We start from the raw sequence: 15,957 nt of genomic DNA on the forward strand, positions 1-15,957 counted from the left end.
GGATGAGATGATTCAACGACTTTCTCGGACATTACCATGCCTGCTGCTAGCCCTCAGTCTTAATTTACAGGCCGAAAGTGATGGCATCAGTCTGGGGCAGACACGGATTATTTTTTCTGCCGCGGATAAAGCGCAAACCGTCACCGTTCGCAATAATGGAAAGCGAGCATATTTAATCCAGGCTCGGGTTCAAATCGATCCGGATAATACGACAGCAGCACCCTTTATCGTCACACCGCCATTATTCTCTCTGGCCGGGGAGAGCAAACAGTTACTGCGCATTCTGCCGCAGGGGGTTTCGTTACCTGCCGACAGAGAGTCTGTGTTTTATCTTTTCGTCTCAGCCATTCCTGCGCAGTCCGAACCTGTTCTGGCAGCGGATCGGCTATCAGTAGGATTTCGTTTTGCCCTGAAGCTCTTTTATCGCCCTTCTGGCCTTTCTCCGCTGGCTGATAATGGCGCTTGCCTGCTGACATTCAAACGTGAAAAGCACGGCGTTCGGATAACCAACCCTACTCCCTATTTTCAAACGCTGGGCGACGTGTCGGTGAATGGAACAACTGCGGCATTAGATCCACAGTCGGCCATGATCCAGCCATTTGGCAGCACCAATATAGCCGTTACGAGATCGCTCAACGCTCTGTCCTGGCAAACCATCACCGACTACGGCGGATTATCTCAACCTTGCAGGCCGACAACCATCGAGAGCGATAGCGCAGGGAAATAACGCCATGAAAATACTGATAAACATCCTCACAGCTTTGCTGTTATCCGTTGGCGGTGTGAACTTTGCGCAGGCCGCGGAAGAGAACACGCCGGGGATCTCTTTTTATGTACTGAGGGTAATTTACCCGGAGGGAGATAAGCAAGGCGTGACGCTGACCGCCTACAACAAGACGCCTGCCTCCTACCTGATGCAGTCCTGGATAAGGCCCGTGGATCTTAGTACTGGGGATGTCGATCTCAACTGGAAAGGAAAGCCGGCGATGCCTTTTATCGTCACCCCGCCGCTTTCCCGCCTGGAGGCGAACAATGAACTGGTTCTACGGATCCGTCGCAACGATGTTCCATTACCGAATGACCGCGAATCAGTTTTTTTCATCTCGATGAAGGCATTACCTGCACAGAAGTCGGTCGGTAAGCAAATGGTGATGACAGTGGTCAGTAATATCAAACTGTTTTACCGCCCCGCAGGATTAGAAAAGCGCGCCGTTGCGGATATGGCGCCGAAACTAAATTTCACCCGCGATGGTCAGCAGCTAACGGCGAGCAATCCGACCCCCTACTGGCTGACATTTTCCCGCCTGAGCGTCGGGAATGTGCAGCTTGACAAGCCATCGCTGCGACTGATGGTTCCCCCCTTCGGCAAACAGTCCTATACGCTGCCCGCCTCCTCTGCCGGAAAGATTACCTGGCAGTTGATCGACGAGGATGGCTGGGATACGCCTGCCGAACACCAGGATTAATGATTATTCCACTCTGCTCCGCAGAGAGAGGAATGAGCACTTCTCAAACGGATATGAAGATGACAATTTCCCGGAGTAAAAGACGCAAAGGCGCTGCCATTGCATTTTCCCCAAGTCTGTTGCTTATCTGCCTTTTCCCTGCGTGGGGTCGTGACTACTTTGATCCGGCGCTGCTTTCACTGGGGGGAGACGGTAGCAATACGAGTAGTATCACCGATCTCAGTGCCTTTGAAAGCGCCGGGCAGACCCCACCGGGGACTTATCTTGTCACGATACTAGTGAATCGCAACGAGCGAGGCCAACAGAATGTGACCTTCTCGGCCAATAAAAAGGGTCAGGTTCTGCCTGTGCTGACGCCAGCTTTTCTGGTGGAGATGGGGGTGAATGCCGCGGCAGTTCCTGCTTTGAGCGGTTTGCCGGTCGACCAGCCGATTGACGATCTCGCCACGCTTATCCCGGATGCCTCGATAAAGTTTGATTTTCAGCAGCAGCGTCTGGAGTTAAGCATTCCGCAGGTCGCGATGCGCCCGGACGCTGGCAACGAGGTAGATCCTACCCTATGGGATCACGGCATACCTGCAATGTTGCTCAGCTATACGCTCAACGGCGGGCGAAACAGCCAGCAAGGACAAACCTCCAGCCAGCAGACCAATCTTTTCTTTGGACTGCGTAGCGGGCTGAACTGGCAGGCTTGGCGTTTGCGTAGCGATATGACATATACCTTCAATGACAGCCGAAACAGCCATGGTATGGATCAGCGCAGCCGCCGGAGCAACTTTTCAAATACCTATCTGCAACGCGATATTCAGGCATGGCGTTCGGATATCCTGATTGGGGAAAATAGTACTGGCAGCGACGTTTTAGACAGCGTCCCCTTTCTTGGCATGAAGTTAACGTCCAGCGAAGAGATGCTCCCCACTAAACTGCGTGGATTTGCTCCCGTCATTAGCGGTATTGCACAGAGCAATGCCCGAGTGACCGTCACTCAGAATGGCAACACGGTGTATCAGATTTATGTTGCGCCCGGACCGTTTCGTATTACCGATTTGAACCAGACCGGCCAGGGCGGCGATCTGACTATCACGGTCACCGAAGCGGACGGCAGTGTGCGCACCTGGCGACAGGCTTTTTCGACCCTGCCGGTAATGCAGCGCCCTGGCGGGGTGAAATATGAACTGACGGCCGGGCGCTATAACGGGGGCATCACCACGCATTCCAGACAAGCGCCTTTCACTCTGGCCACGCTGGTTTACGGCTTCCCGCATAACATTACTCTCTACGGCGGCGGACTGATAGCCGAGAAATACGCCTCCGCCGTACTTGGCAGCGGCGTGTCGTTAGGGGAACTAGGGGCATTATCGGCAGATGTGACCTTGTCTTCTGCTGATTTATACGGCCAGAAGCAAAATGGTCAGTCATGGCGGGTACGCTATGCCAAAAGCCTGCTCAGCACTGGCACTTCTGTGGATTTGACCGCCTATCGTTATTCCACCCGCAATTATTACAGCTTTGCCGATTTCAATAACATCGGCTACCAGCTGAATGAAGATCAAAAACCCTGGGCTCTGGCCCGTCAGCGTTCAGATTTTCAGTTGCGCCTCACGCAACAGTTCGGCAACGCTGGTTCGCTGTTCCTGTCGGGCTCCCGCAGTGACTACTGGGGCAATTCACAGGTTAACAATACGCTTTCGATGGGATACAACGCAGGCTGGCACGGGATGAGCTATAGCCTCGCTTACAGCATTGACCGGATCAAGTCTGGTGGCGATTGGCCGCAAAACCGGCAGCTAGCGTTCACGATGCAGGTCCCCTTCAGCGTCTTCAGCGCGTCACCGCGATTAAACCGAAGCTACGCCAGCTATCAGGTGGCAAACGACAGTCAGGGACGAGTGACACAGCAGGCAGGGATCAGCGGTACGGCCATGGAAGAACGTTTGTCCTACAACCTGATGCAGGGCTGGTCGAACGACAGCGCTAATGCTGGCAGAGATAACATCAGCAACCTCAATCTGGGCTGGCAAGGCAGCAAAGGCATCGTCAGTGGCGGTTACAGCTACAGCAGGCACAACAATTCACTGAATATAAGTGGCAACGGCGGTTTGATCATTCATCCGTACGGTCTGACGCTGAGCCAGTCACTGGGTACCTCCATGGCGCTGGTCAGCGCCCCGGGTGCAGGCGGCGTGAGCGTGATGAGCGGCGGTGTCCGTACGGACGGCCGAGGCTATGCCGTGGTGCCCTATCTTTCTCCTTACCAGAAAAACATGGTCACCCTGAATCCGGCAACGCTTCCGGAAGATGTCGATTTGCCCCAAAGCAGTGCCAACGTCTATCCCACCAAAGGAGCCGTAGTGGTGGCCAAATTTTCTCCACGCACAGGCTATCAGGCTCTGATAACCCTGACCCGTGCCGGTGAGCCAATCCCCTTTGGCACCTTGGTGACGCTGGCGAAGCAAGGGGGAGAAACCAGCAGCGGCATCGTCGGCGATGCAGGCCAGGTGTACCTCAGCGGGTTACCGGAAAAAGGCAAATTAACGGCGAGCTGGGGTCGGAGCACGGCCCAACAGTGCCGGACATCATTCGACATGAGTCAGTCTATAACCGCTAAAAATAATCCGGTGCGAATGTTAAAAATATTGTGTGAGGAAGGACAATCATGAAGCAATGCTATATCAAAACAATAATCTACGATATTACTGGTCTTTGGCTAATGGTAGCGCCAGTCCAAGCTACAACTATTACTATTGGCAAGGGCACAGGGACCCTATGGGAGGGCATTCCTTTTCATAAAAATCTGGTTGGCCCTATGGACTACGAAACTCTTAGTCTCAGCTTTGGGTTGGCATCTATCTCTGCCAAAGAGAAACTCTGCATAGGTATCTCTTCTTTAAGAATGATTGCTGGCTATTTGGCCTATCCAATTGGAGCAGGAGTTGGTTTGATTCCCCGTGCCAGAGTAACTGCCTCCTATGCCAGAGCTAATACTCAACAAATAGAGCACATGAGTGGCACAATAGGGCTACCGATCACGCAGGGCAGTTCAACTTCAGACCCTGCTATAACGTTTACCTCCCTGTATGACTCCAACCCCCTATTCTGCTGACATGGCGTTTGTGTTCGGGAGGAAACATCCTGCCCACTGGGGCAGTAACCGCATTAGCTGAAATGTCAGTGACCTTTAATTAATGTTAATAATAGACTGATGGCGGTTCCGGAACCGCCTCTTTGTTCACAACGCTTCTAACATAGTCACTTCAATAGCCACATCAGACGTCCGGTTATTTCTTTAATTAGCTTCTGTCGTACCTATAAGTTATAATATTCAGCAGGATTAACATTTAAATAGCCACTATTTCAGGAAGGCTGAGAATGAAAAAAGCACTCATTGTTGACGATCATCCACCGGTTCGTATGGCATTGCGTTACACACTTGATCAAATGGGTTACAGGATGATTGACGAGTGTGCTGATGGCATAGAGGCTATTCAGTATATTAAGAAGGAAAGTTATTACATTGTTATCCTAGATATAGGTATGCCTGGTATGGATGGAATGTCCGTTATTCATTCTGTGCGCAAAGCTGAGATTAACAGTAGAATTCTTGTTTATACTGCGCAACAGTCGGAGCTATATGCTTCCCGCTGTATGAAAGCCGGCGCTTCAGGGTTTGTCTCAAAGAATGATTCAATGGATAATGTCGCAGCAGCGATCAGAGCCTTAACTTCTGGCTACAACTTTTTCCCTAATTTTTCATTTCCTGAACCAGGAAATGGAGCAACCATTGATAAATTGTCAAATCGGGAGCTTGATGTGCTCAGAAAATTAGCAGCAGGTATGACTAATAATGAAATTGCAGGAGTTATGTGTTTAAGCAACAAAACCATCAGCACATATAAAACTCGGATTATGGAAAAGCTCGGAGCAACGTCACTGGTTGAGTTAATTACTATTGCAAAGCAGGAAGATCTTCAATGAGAGCCATTCAGCTTTTGATTCTGCTTATCTTACTGTTCCCATTTTATTCTCATGCAGATCATCTTCAACATAGTTATCAAAAGCTGACATTATTTCCGGACGCATCATACAATAATACTATTTATGATGGGTCAATTATTGTTGGGGTTGTTCGCCCTGATTTTCCGCCATTCGATATTTCTGTTAGCGGCCAATATTACGATGGTATTAATGCTGAAGTCCTACGAAGAATTAGCCTGACAGAAAACAAAAAAATAATAATTTATTCGTATAATACTATTGCCGACGCGGAAAGTGCTTTATGCACTGGCGATATAGACGTACTGACAGTGCAAAATTTAGCGGCGGGAAGTTGTGCCCAAAGTTTTGACAGACTACCTTATATTGAAAATAATTCTTTAGTCGCAGTCGAAAATAAAAGTCATATTACCCATCAGAATAGAAAGCTTCGCATTGCTGTTGTATCCAGAAGTGCTATAAAATCCTTAGTTCACCCTATTTATCCGGACGCAGAATTTGAGCAATTTGATACACCACTCAACGCAATGCTTTCGGTTTCATTAGGAACCAATGATTTATTCATCGGAGATGCTATTTCCACTGGGTACTTCTCTGGGAATTCAATATACTATAATTTGCGTGTGCAGAAAAAAATCAATACTGATAGCGCAGTGAAAATGTACCTGACATTTCTACGAAATGATCAAAAAACACGGAGTGTGCTTTCTGAAGGGTTGTCAAAAATATCATTTTCAGATCTGAGTAATATCATTAGAACATGGGATACATCCAGCGACTTTATTATCCCTGGATTGCCAGATTACCTTACTGATAAGGAGTCGGCGTGGATAAAAAACAATCCAGAGATTACTGTTGTACTACCTGATGATATGCCTCCCTATTCATCCTTGGTAGACGACAAGTTCGTCGGTATTTCACCAGAGTTGTTACGCAGTATTAGTAAAAATGTAGGGCTCAAGTTTATTTTCAAAAGCCAACGCTCCACAACAACCACCCAGGATGATGCATTAACGGTTTATGGTGCAAGCAGTTCACTCTATTCATTTGATAACAGCTATAAGTTTACCCGGGCTTATGCAAAATCAGCGATGGTCATGGTTATTTCGGCAAAGCGCGCTTATAAAAGCAGCCTAAAAATTAAGCCAAAAATCATCGCTACGCCACTTAATATTAATGAGATTAGCCATCTCCTTCCTCCATCGATAAAGCTCCTCCAGGTCACTTCAGCCAGTCAGGCATATTCGATGTTGCAAAAAGAGGATGTTGATGCGGTGATAGATATCTATTCATCTGCTCGTTATTTAAGCCTTGAAAATCCAGGCAGCTATCACATGTTCAGCCCTGTTAATGGCAAAGAGTTCAAACTTTCTTTTGGTGTCGCCGAAACGGATCCTGAGCTTTATAATATTCTTAATAAAGCACTGACTCATTTTTCGGACGCCGAGATGGACTTAGTATTCAGGACATGGTCTACGCCGCCAGTAAAAAAAACATTCATAGAGCAACATTATATACATCTTGCATCATTCCTCATAGCCTTTGTCTTTCTGAGCACTCTCGCATTGATGTGGGGTGTAAGCTTACGAAATAATTTGCGAAAAATAAGCAGCATTCGCCAAAAACTTGATAATCAATTATCGCTGGTTAGCTCTCTTATTAATGGCACACCCAATCCCATGTACATAAGGAACCGAGACTCCGAATTAATTTCCTGCAATAAAGCTTACCTTCAGTCGCTGAGTATCAGTAAAGATAATGATCAAAATTCTATCAATGACATTAGCTCCGATACTGCTACTGAATATCGTGATGATTTCTCCCTTGTGCTCAGAGAAAAAACTGCGATAGCAAAAGATCGAGAGATAAAATTTAAGGGCTCCTCCAGAGTTATGCATATTTATCATTGGTTGATACCCTATATGGACGAGTCAGGTCAGGTCATCGGTATTATTGGTGGTTGGTTCGATATCACTGAACGCAAGATTCTTGAGGAAAAATTACGTCAGGCGCAAATTACGGCAGAACAGGCTAATGCTGCAAAATCTGCCTTTATTGCTACTATGAGCCATGAGCTCAGGACGCCTCTTAACGCCATTATCGGTATGCTTGAGCTTGGTAATAATAACCTGAAAAAAGGCGTTGTAGACAGCACGGCTTTTGGCGTAGCCCAAGGCGCCTCACTGACGTTACAGGAACTAATCGGGAATATACTGGATATAAGTAAAATTGAATCAGACAGTCTGGTTCTTCACTATTCGTTGGTCAAGTTAAGCTACTTTTTCGAAAGGGTTATGCTACTTTTTCAGAGTAATGCCACCAGTAAAGGTGTTGGCCTCCATCTCGATATTGATAATTTATCAGGCAGTATGGCGATCCGGACGGATGAGCTTCGACTCCGCCAGATTATCAGTAACATATTGAGCAACGCTGTGAAGTTTACCGATGTCGGAGATATTTATGTTCGGGTGGAGCTTTCCCCTTCATCACAAAAACAATACTCCGCAATGAAAATTAGCGTTACTGATACCGGATGCGGAATTCCACTTTCTGAGCAGAAAAAACTTTTTAAGCCTTTTACTCAGGCTTCTGCCAGGCTAGAACAACGCCAACAGGGAACTGGCCTGGGGCTGGCTATTAGCCGTAGCCTATGCGAAGCACTGGGAGGAACAATAAATCTATACAGCGAAGTCGATAAAGGAACTACGGTAGAAATGGAGTTTGCGGTGGAAGCAACTCCCTCGCGCAATGTCACCAATGAAGTCTCTAAGGTTGTCAGAACTCATATTCGCCAGGATACCATGATCCTGATTGTTGATGATTACTACCCCAACCTGCTGGTTCTCAATAAACAACTGACCTATCTTGGTTACCAGGTTATTGAGTGTGAGGATCCTCTGATGGCCTGGGATCTTTGGCTATCTCATCAGCCTCATGTTGTATTAACGGACTGTAATATGAGGGGTCTAAGTGGTCAGGAACTTGCCATGCAAATACGCGCAGCCAGTAAAGAGGCGATCATTATTGGCATCACTGCTGATGCCCGCGATGAACAGCGAGAACATTGCATTCGTTGTGGTATGAACGATTGTATTTTTAAACCAGTAACGCTTGAAATACTCTCTTCTACTCTGGCTCAGCATGTGCTGTACCGTCACGAAGAAAACCCGCCCCAACCTGTTATCATTGAGCCAGACTACACCAGTGACCCGAGATTCAGACTCTCCTTGTTTGAGCACTCCTGTAACAGCGTCAGCGACATTCATGATGCAATAATGGCAGGAGATTTTAAAAGCATCCTTGAACTGGCTCACCGTGTGAAAGGTGGCCTCGTTATCGGCAAATATGACGACCTTGTGACGATTTGTCGTGAGCTGGAAGCCGCTGCCGCTAGCGGCCAGCTTAATGAATGCCGGCGCCTCACTTTGCTGCTCGAAGAAAGCATTGCTGAAATGCTGGCATGATTACAGCAGAGGATGAAAATATTTTAAGGTAAACGTCTCCAGAGGGACGGGCGCTGAATAAAGATACCCCTGAAAATGAATCACATGTTTCCCTTTCAGATGGTCTACTTGTTCAGCGTTCTCAATGCCTTCTGCGATGACGTCCATCCCCAGTCTCTGGGCAAGATCGAGAATATTGTCGATGATATGCTCGCTGGATGTACCAGAGCCAATCCCCGCAACATAGCTTTTATCAATTTTGATGTAATCAAAAGCAACTTCCTTTAGATAATCAAGGTTAGAGCCTGCGGTTCCAAAGTCGTCAATCGCCAGTTTCACACCATGTTGTTTTAACGTTTCCATCAGCACGTTAAAATGAGCACTATTCTGGAAACTATCTCTTTCTGTAAGCTCCAGCGTCAGAGATAATTTATTGTCCATGCCTTGCAACCATTGCTGACATACCCCGACCAGTGCATCCGTTTTGCAGCACCGATTGCTGATATTAAATGACACATGGAAATCATGTGGTATTAAATTAATGTTTGCAGAAAACACTTCTTTAGTCTGCATCATCAATGAGCGAGTAAGTTCCATTATTATATTGGACTTCTCCGCAAGTGGAATAAAGAGGTCTGGCGGAATAACTTTTCCTTCCTGATTTTTCCATCGAGCAAGGATTTCTACTCCCCAAATCTCCTTCCCCGAACTATCAAATATTGGCTGAGCCCAGGGGATAATTTCCCCTTTACTGATTGCATTGCGTAGATCTTTCTCAGTAAGCTCTGCTGAGAAGTATTTTTTTGAATAGAATAAAGCGGCAACAAAACCTGTCAGGCCAAATATGAAGAAGAGTGGCAGGTAGCTTCCAAAAATAATATTCCATTCAGCCCCTGGTTCTGTTGAGGCCCGGACACTGAAACCTGTTTCTTTTGAGGATTTAATGATTGACTGCTCAGAGAAGGTTGAAGGATATACCCAACCAGAGGCATGCAATTCGCGGCCCCCAACGACAAAATACAGTCTAATCCCACTGACTGAGCTTTGTAAAAAAGATAACAGCAATCTGCCATCAATTGCCATCATAATGTCGCCATGGCGTATGTAAAGCACTGAGGAATTTGGCGTTATCACATTCCCAGGGACCAGTACTCCCCCTTCTTGTACCTCAGGGGAGACCTTTAGATATTCCTCATCATTCTCGAGTACCGAGCTGCAGTATATTTTATTATTGCCGATGATATTAATAGAGCGTATATAAAGCTGGCGCGTTGCTTCACGTCTTAGCTCCGGAAGGATTTGTGCGCACAGACGATGTGCCATGAACCTGTTATCAACAGCAACTTTGTCTGCGATAGCAAAGATTTTGTCAAAATGCTTATAGCTTAGTTCTAATTCTTTGTGAGCCTGTTTTTGCATCTGAGAATTTGCACTGAAGTAGAGCATGCCCAGCCCGGCCAATGAAGGTAGTGCAGCCAAAAGCAAGGTCTGAACAACAAACCTGAGGGTTACTTTCCTTTTAGGACGATACAGACTCATAAAACACTCCGGTGACCCAATAAAATAGCACCTTGTTGAGCCATTCTCATTTGAAATGTAAGAAAAAGGCTACATAAGTATCAGATGCACCTTATACCAGACTCTCGAATCATTTAGTAGTATTTGGCTAAATAAAATAGAACACTAAGGCTTCAGAAGTGCCATATTGCAACTGTAGTAATGACTTTTATTTTTCAATTGGTTTAAGTGAGCTACTTAAAGAGCCTGAATTCAATTGTCATGCTATGGAATCTACACTCATCGTATGTGCTTATAAAAGTGAAAATTTGCGCAAAATTCATCGTTGCATTGCAGCAAACATTACTGCGGAGATTAAGCATATTGTCATACTGAATGATGATCTCCGCTTTAATGTGTTTTCCTCCGACCGAACAGTAAGTATTATTTCTTGCGATCATTTTCTGCGTAGTAATTTATTGTCAGTCATTTTTAATTGCAGTAACAGATTTAACCTCCCATTTTCTGACCTAACACTGGACTGCCGTTCTGTTATTATACTTGAGCATATCTTAGAACATGGGACTATAAAAAAAGATTTCGATTTCTTTCCCAATCTCACGTATAAAACAATTTGGAACTATAAGTACAAACTAATGGCTAAGCTAAGGGTTTCCAGTGAAATGAAATTATTAAGATTTATTACTGGCAATAAATTTACCCCGACGGGAAAATTGATACTTTAAACACTAGGGAGCAGGAAACTGCTCATTTCACTTCAATTATGTCACTTGAAGCATTGTTAATATCAGGTTGTAGTGGTTTACTAAATTTCCCCATCTAGACAGAGGTGATATACTCAACTCTAAAAACACAGGTGTGACCTGCTCCCCGTTGATTAATACACCGTGATGTTAGTAATGTCATTTATCACGCAACGTGAGGGCCTCTCTATGAGGAAGCGTTTTTCCGACGAATAGATCATCAGTATTCTCCGTGAGGCTGAAGCCGGGGTTTCTGTTCCGGGACTCTGCCGCAGGCACACTATTTCTGACGCAACTTTCTACATGCTTTTGGCGTTATATAGAATGCGGACATTGCAACATATATCGTCTGTGTTATATTTCAGCCGTCCGCACTTTGACTATAGTGTTAACATTACTATTTATTTAATAAGTAACGTGCTGACTTTAATTCATTATTTTATTCACTTTATTCATCGTGACTGTGGTGAATAAAAACATAAGGTTTTATCCCTATGATGACAAGACGCTCTTTCGTCAGGCAGGGCCTGATGGCTTCCGCAGGTATGTTCGTGGCGGGAACCGTGGGCAGCAGCATCGCGTTTGCCCGCGAGGATAATCTCTGGCAGATGCCAGATGAAGGAGCGCCTCACACGGCTACCTGGATGGCATTTGGCGCCAGTGAAGCGATCTGGGAGCCGCATTTATTACCGGTGGTTCGCGAGAACCTGGCGACGGTGGCAAAAACGATTGCCGCATTTGAGCCGCTGAATATGCTGGTACGGGAAGAAGATTATGATATTGCGAGCAGGCTCTGCGGACCGTCGGTAAATCTCATCGTACATTCGATAGACGATCTATGGATGCGTGATACCGGGCCGGTATTCGTGAAAAACAGCAGCGGCGGCCTTGCTGGAGTGGACTTTAATTTTAACGGCTGGGGCAATAAGCAGGAGCACGGGCACGATGCTGACGTCGCAGAGTTCGTGGCGAAAGAAGCCAGCGCGATGTTTATACGCTCATCGCTAATACTGGAAGGCGGTGGAATAGAAGTGGACGGTGAAGGGACGGCAATTATTACCGAAAGCTGTGTTCTGAACCTGAACCGCAATCCGGGCATCAGCAAAGCGGCGTGCGAGGCAGAGCTGATGCGGCTGCTGGGGCTTAAAAAAATCATCTGGCTGCCAGGCATTGCCGGAAAAGATATCACCGACGGGCATACCGATTTTTATGCGCGCTTTACTCATCCGGGTACGGTGGTGGCCGGGCTTGAGCAGGACTCGTCGATGTTTGATTACGCCGTCACCCGACGCCATCTGGAAATATTACGCAGCGCGACGGATGCCAAAGGCCGACGCCTGAAGGTGGTGGTGCTGGAAGGGCCCGCGTCAGTACGGCAAAAATACGCGAGCGATGATTTTGCCGCGGGATATATTAATTTCTACGTCTGCAACGGGGCGGTCATTGCACCAGAGTTCGGCGATAAACGGACTGACCGTAATACCCTGGATATTCTGCAGGAACTGTTTGCTGACCGTAAAATTATTCAGCTGAATATCGATGGCATAGCCGCGGGCGGTGGTGGTATCCACTGCACCACCCAGCAGCAGCCCCGTTAAGCAGGGCGGGTGAGGCGTACACAGGAACTTGCCGTGTCGTGTCGGTCAGGCTGTCGCTCACTTCGACCTCACCGCTGACGATGGTCAGACCCGCCGTTCTGAGGGTGGCCGCTGACAGCTGAGCCAGAAGAACGTAGCGCCGGAGCTTAAACAGGGGCGCCAGCGCGAAGCTGGCCAGCAAGCTGAACTACCTCTGGCGATCCTGCACCGGCGAACTGTCTGAGCAGAACGACCTGTTCCGGCTGACGTATGCCCTGCAAAGCTATGACCCACTAAAAATTGCTCAGGGTGTTTATTGCGCTCACGTCAAGGCGAAGCCGCAGTCGGGCCGCAGTCGGGCCGTATGGGCCGCTTACGTGCGTGTTATTCAGTACCTTCAGCGACATTACTCACAGCGACGCAAAATACTAGTTACAACATCCATTATTAAAAGCAATGCAGTTCCGGGCCTTCGGCCCGGGAGCGGCGGGGCTTTTCAGTGGTGGGTTGGGCTAAAGAGTTGCAGCTGTGCTCGAGTTTAACTATTGCCTGAGAGGGACTCTTTGCTTCAGAAAGATTAGGTTACTGCAGGTGGGATGGTAGTAAACATTCTTTTGAATGTTGTAACTACACATTGCGCGCAGTCGTAGCCTGGAGGAAGCGAACCACCTGCATGGCCACGACGAAGGCAAACAGATGCATACCAGCCTCCCTGAAGGCCAGCCAGAACCCGGGCTGTGCCATCAGCCACAGGCGGTTCAGGGAAAGCTGGCGCTGTGTGTGCCCGGCCAGATTGCACCCGCTCACCAACGCAAACAGCTGAAAGGCCGTGGCGAGATAGTCCATTCCCATCGCCAGAAACGCCACGCTGCGGCGGAGATAAGGTAAGCGGGTAGCGGCGTTTCTGCACCGGCACTGAAGACTGAACTGGCATCAGTCACCTCCCAGCGTTTTTTCAAACTCGATGGCTTTCTCTGGTTGATTGATAACCCACTCCCGTTCAGTACGCAGCACTGCTTGCGAACCAGTTGCTGCGTAGTGCGTTCATCATCCGTCGAAACCAGCGGGTCACGTTTCACCTCTTCAGGAGATGCCATATCCGGAAGCCCGTCACAGACGGTTTTCTCTGCCAGCTCATGGGCAGCTTTCTCCCGGGCTTCTTCCTGCTTCTGCTGTTCGTCCGGTATCAGACCAATAGGGTCGTCAGCTTTCGCCGTCGCCTTAGCGGCCGCCCTGACGGTCTGCTCCGTTTCTTCCGGCACGGTGGTCAGCCGTACCGTGTTCAGAAGCCGGTCATCCCCGTTCAGGCGAATTATCACGCCGCTTTCCAGGCTTTCCTGCGCCATGCGGATGGCCGCCTCCGTACTGTCTGCGACCAGGGTCTGTCCGTTCCGACTCGCCTGCGCCCGGCAAACAGCGCATCCTCACTGGCCCGCAAACGGGTTTCATCACTCAGCATCACCTGTCGTCCCCAATTTTCCAGATGGATTTCCGTCAGCATCACCCCGCTTCTTTTCCGCGCCGGGTCCAGACCGGCAGCGCCACATACGGCGAGGGGTATTTTTTCCCGGCAGCAATGAAACGGGCCATCGTGTCGCCTTCCAGTCCATTCGCGGCCAGAACACGGCGTCCCAGCGCGGTTTTGTCCAGCGGTGACGCAGTCCCCAGCAGGCGATTTCCCGTCAGGGTTTCGCGATCGCTCTCCCAATGCAGCAGATCATGTGCGGTTTTACCGCTGTCTGACTGTTTCACCAGATCCTGCCAGCACTCCTGATTGTCCGTGTAAACCTGAACATGTTCTTTTGCGCGTGACAATGTCACGTATAGCGATTCAAGCGAGGCCATTCTGGCCCTGCCCCCTTCACTATCCGTCAGCGCAATCGTGAACCGCTCACTGGCCCCCTGAACGCCGTAGACGGTCAACGCATAGGCCAAACGATATGTCGGTCTTCAACCATCGCCTGCGGGTCGACAATTTTCTCCAGCTTTCCCTTACGAAAACGTACCGCACCATCGTCCGTGAACCCGGCGACGTCCCACAGGCTGTTGGCCACATAGCCTCTGTCGGTATCAGAACGGGTAAAACGCACCCGGTCTCCCTGGCTGAGGATCATTTTACGGGAGGTAAACGGGGAGATATCCTGGGCGGTATTCTGCTGCGGTGAGATAAGCATCGATTCTCCCTCTGTGCTACGCAGTATGACCACGGCGTCACGGGCATTTACATCTGCCTCCGTCCAGTACCGTTCGTTCATCATGGCCATGGCCCCGGTATATTGTGCACAGAAGATGAATACAGGCACCGCAGGCGCCCTGAAATCATCAGGGGGCAGGCAGAAGGTCTGCCGGGGTTTCAACGCGGGCTGACAGGCAGCATAGCCACCTGCCTGTATACCGGTTGCCTTAAGCGCTGAACACGTAACCACTAATCAGCGTCAGGTCATTCATGAATAAATCCAGTCCATACGCCTCATAATCGAAATAGCCGCGCAGCAACTCAGGCATACCCGCCAGCAGCCCGTGATCTTCGACGTACTGAACGGCATAATCTTCTTCACTTTCTGCTTCATCGCAATACGCGCCTTCAAAGGCATCATAATCACATTCGCCGGTATACTCTACCCAGACTACAAAAGCGGGGCCTCCCTGCCCTCTTCTTTAGCGCGTTTGTAAGCAGCGATAAAATCCCAGTCAATGGACGATTCAGAAGCAAACTGTGACGGAATGCCCTCCCAGTCCTGAAACATAAATTAGGCATCCCATTCATCGGCATGCAGCGCCTGACAGGCTTCGTAAAAATCTTCACGGCCATCAAACTCCGTCAGGTTGAACCATTTGCCGAAAATGCTGCCGCAGTTGTATTTGTGGTATGTGCGACGTAGACAGCAGGTGTGGTGGTTGATGCGCTCATAAATAATCCTCCGTGGTTAATATCGTGAGCGTTCCGGCTTACGCCGTACCGACACACGCCAACCGGGCAAAAAGCGAAGGATCCAAGGGCGCCACCGAAGCCGCAGCGCAGTAAATAGCGGGAGCTGGCTGGGCGGTTTTACGGCGAAAACTGAGACGGAAAACAACGGGAAGACGGCGGAAAATGCCTTTGAACTAAACTGCGACCGGGTCCGGAGGGTGGCGCCGGCAAAACAGCGGAAGCACCGAAATCCTGATGCAAAGCAAAAGGCCGGAGGTTTCCCTCCGGCCAGCATTCAGGATGACA

General features: G+C 48.6%; 8 protein-coding genes and 4 pseudogenes. 7 read left to right on the plus strand and 5 right to left on the minus strand.

Annotation, left to right across the window (positions count from 1 at the left end):
- Positions 1-7: 7 nt before the first annotated feature.
- From CRO87_RS21405 to CRO87_RS21430, 6 genes are all read left to right on the plus strand, one after another.
- Positions 8-727, plus strand: a complete 720-nt coding sequence (locus CRO87_RS21405; RefSeq protein ID WP_097164928.1) for a molecular chaperone — start codon at positions 8-10, stop codon at positions 725-727.
- Between the two features lie 4 nt (positions 728-731).
- Positions 732-1,466, plus strand: coding sequence for a molecular chaperone (locus CRO87_RS21410; RefSeq protein WP_097164929.1), 735 nt, complete (start codon positions 732-734; stop codon positions 1,464-1,466).
- A 59-nt stretch (positions 1,467-1,525) separates the two neighbouring features.
- A complete protein-coding gene (locus tag CRO87_RS21415) occupies positions 1,526-4,126 on the plus strand; it encodes a fimbria/pilus outer membrane usher protein (RefSeq protein WP_097164941.1) in 2,601 nt (866 codons plus the stop codon).
- Positions 4,123-4,569 (plus strand): hypothetical protein, encoded by a 447-nt coding sequence (locus CRO87_RS21420; protein WP_097164930.1) that lies wholly within the window; start codon positions 4,123-4,125, stop codon positions 4,567-4,569. Before CRO87_RS21415 ends, CRO87_RS21420 begins: the two co-directional genes overlap by 4 nt.
- 266 nt (positions 4,570-4,835) lie before the next feature.
- Positions 4,836-5,441, plus strand: a complete 606-nt coding sequence (locus tag CRO87_RS21425) for a response regulator transcription factor (protein ID WP_097164931.1) — start codon at positions 4,836-4,838, stop codon at positions 5,439-5,441.
- Positions 5,438-8,923: a transporter substrate-binding domain-containing protein gene (locus CRO87_RS21430; protein ID WP_097164932.1), complete on the plus strand. Its 3,486-nt coding sequence runs from the start codon at positions 5,438-5,440 to the stop codon at positions 8,921-8,923. The genes CRO87_RS21425 and CRO87_RS21430 overlap by 4 nt, the downstream gene beginning before the upstream one ends.
- Here the strand turns inward: CRO87_RS21430 and CRO87_RS21435 are convergent, their stop codons facing one another.
- Positions 8,924-10,441: an EAL domain-containing protein gene (locus CRO87_RS21435; protein WP_097164933.1), complete on the minus strand. Its 1,518-nt coding sequence runs from the start codon at positions 10,439-10,441 to the stop codon at positions 8,924-8,926.
- Positions 10,442-11,657: 1,216 nt separating this feature from the next.
- Here CRO87_RS21435 and CRO87_RS21450 point away from each other — a divergent pair.
- Entirely contained in the window at positions 11,658-12,761 is a 1,104-nt protein-coding gene (locus CRO87_RS21450) for an agmatine/peptidylarginine deiminase (protein ID WP_097164935.1), read from the plus strand.
- A gap of 16 nt (positions 12,762-12,777) precedes the next feature.
- On the opposite strand, the pseudogene CRO87_RS22995 reads toward CRO87_RS21450, so the two are convergent.
- The 4 pseudogenes from CRO87_RS22995 to CRO87_RS21465 all read right to left on the minus strand — a co-directional run.
- Positions 12,778-12,870: pseudogene (locus tag CRO87_RS22995) on the minus strand (DNA-binding protein); the annotation flags it as partial.
- A gap of 512 nt (positions 12,871-13,382) precedes the next feature.
- Positions 13,383-13,613 (minus strand): annotated as a pseudogene (locus CRO87_RS21455) (type-F conjugative transfer system pilin acetylase TraX); the annotation flags it as partial.
- Positions 13,614-13,673: 60 nt separating this feature from the next.
- A pseudogene (locus tag CRO87_RS23000) lies at positions 13,674-15,022 on the minus strand (conjugative transfer relaxase/helicase TraI domain-containing protein); the annotation flags it as partial.
- A gap of 121 nt (positions 15,023-15,143) precedes the next feature.
- A pseudogene (locus CRO87_RS21465) lies at positions 15,144-15,651 on the minus strand (antirestriction protein ArdA).
- Positions 15,652-15,957 lie beyond the last annotated feature (306 nt).

This window comes from Enterobacter sp. CC120223-11 (genome assembly GCF_900215375.1).
GTDB lineage: Bacteria > Pseudomonadota > Gammaproteobacteria > Enterobacterales > Enterobacteriaceae > Scandinavium.

What these genes read in the sequence shown, in the direction of transcription:
- CRO87_RS21405 (WP_097164928.1), top strand. Translation starts at nt 8, where the DNA reads ATGATTCAACGACTTTCTCGGACATTACCATGCCTGCTGCTAGCCCTC.
- CRO87_RS21410 (WP_097164929.1), top strand. Translation starts at nt 732, where the DNA reads ATGAAAATACTGATAAACATCCTCACAGCTTTGCTGTTATCCGTTGGC.
- CRO87_RS21415 (WP_097164941.1), top strand. Translation starts at nt 1,526, where the DNA reads ATGACAATTTCCCGGAGTAAAAGACGCAAAGGCGCTGCCATTGCATTT.
- CRO87_RS21420 (WP_097164930.1), top strand. Translation starts at nt 4,123, where the DNA reads ATGAAGCAATGCTATATCAAAACAATAATCTACGATATTACTGGTCTT.
- CRO87_RS21425 (WP_097164931.1), top strand. Translation starts at nt 4,836, where the DNA reads ATGAAAAAAGCACTCATTGTTGACGATCATCCACCGGTTCGTATGGCA.
- CRO87_RS21430 (WP_097164932.1), top strand. Translation starts at nt 5,438, where the DNA reads ATGAGAGCCATTCAGCTTTTGATTCTGCTTATCTTACTGTTCCCATTT.
- CRO87_RS21435 (WP_097164933.1), bottom strand. Translation starts at nt 10,441, where the DNA reads ATGAGTCTGTATCGTCCTAAAAGGAAAGTAACCCTCAGGTTTGTTGTT.
- CRO87_RS21450 (WP_097164935.1), top strand. Translation starts at nt 11,658, where the DNA reads ATGATGACAAGACGCTCTTTCGTCAGGCAGGGCCTGATGGCTTCCGCA.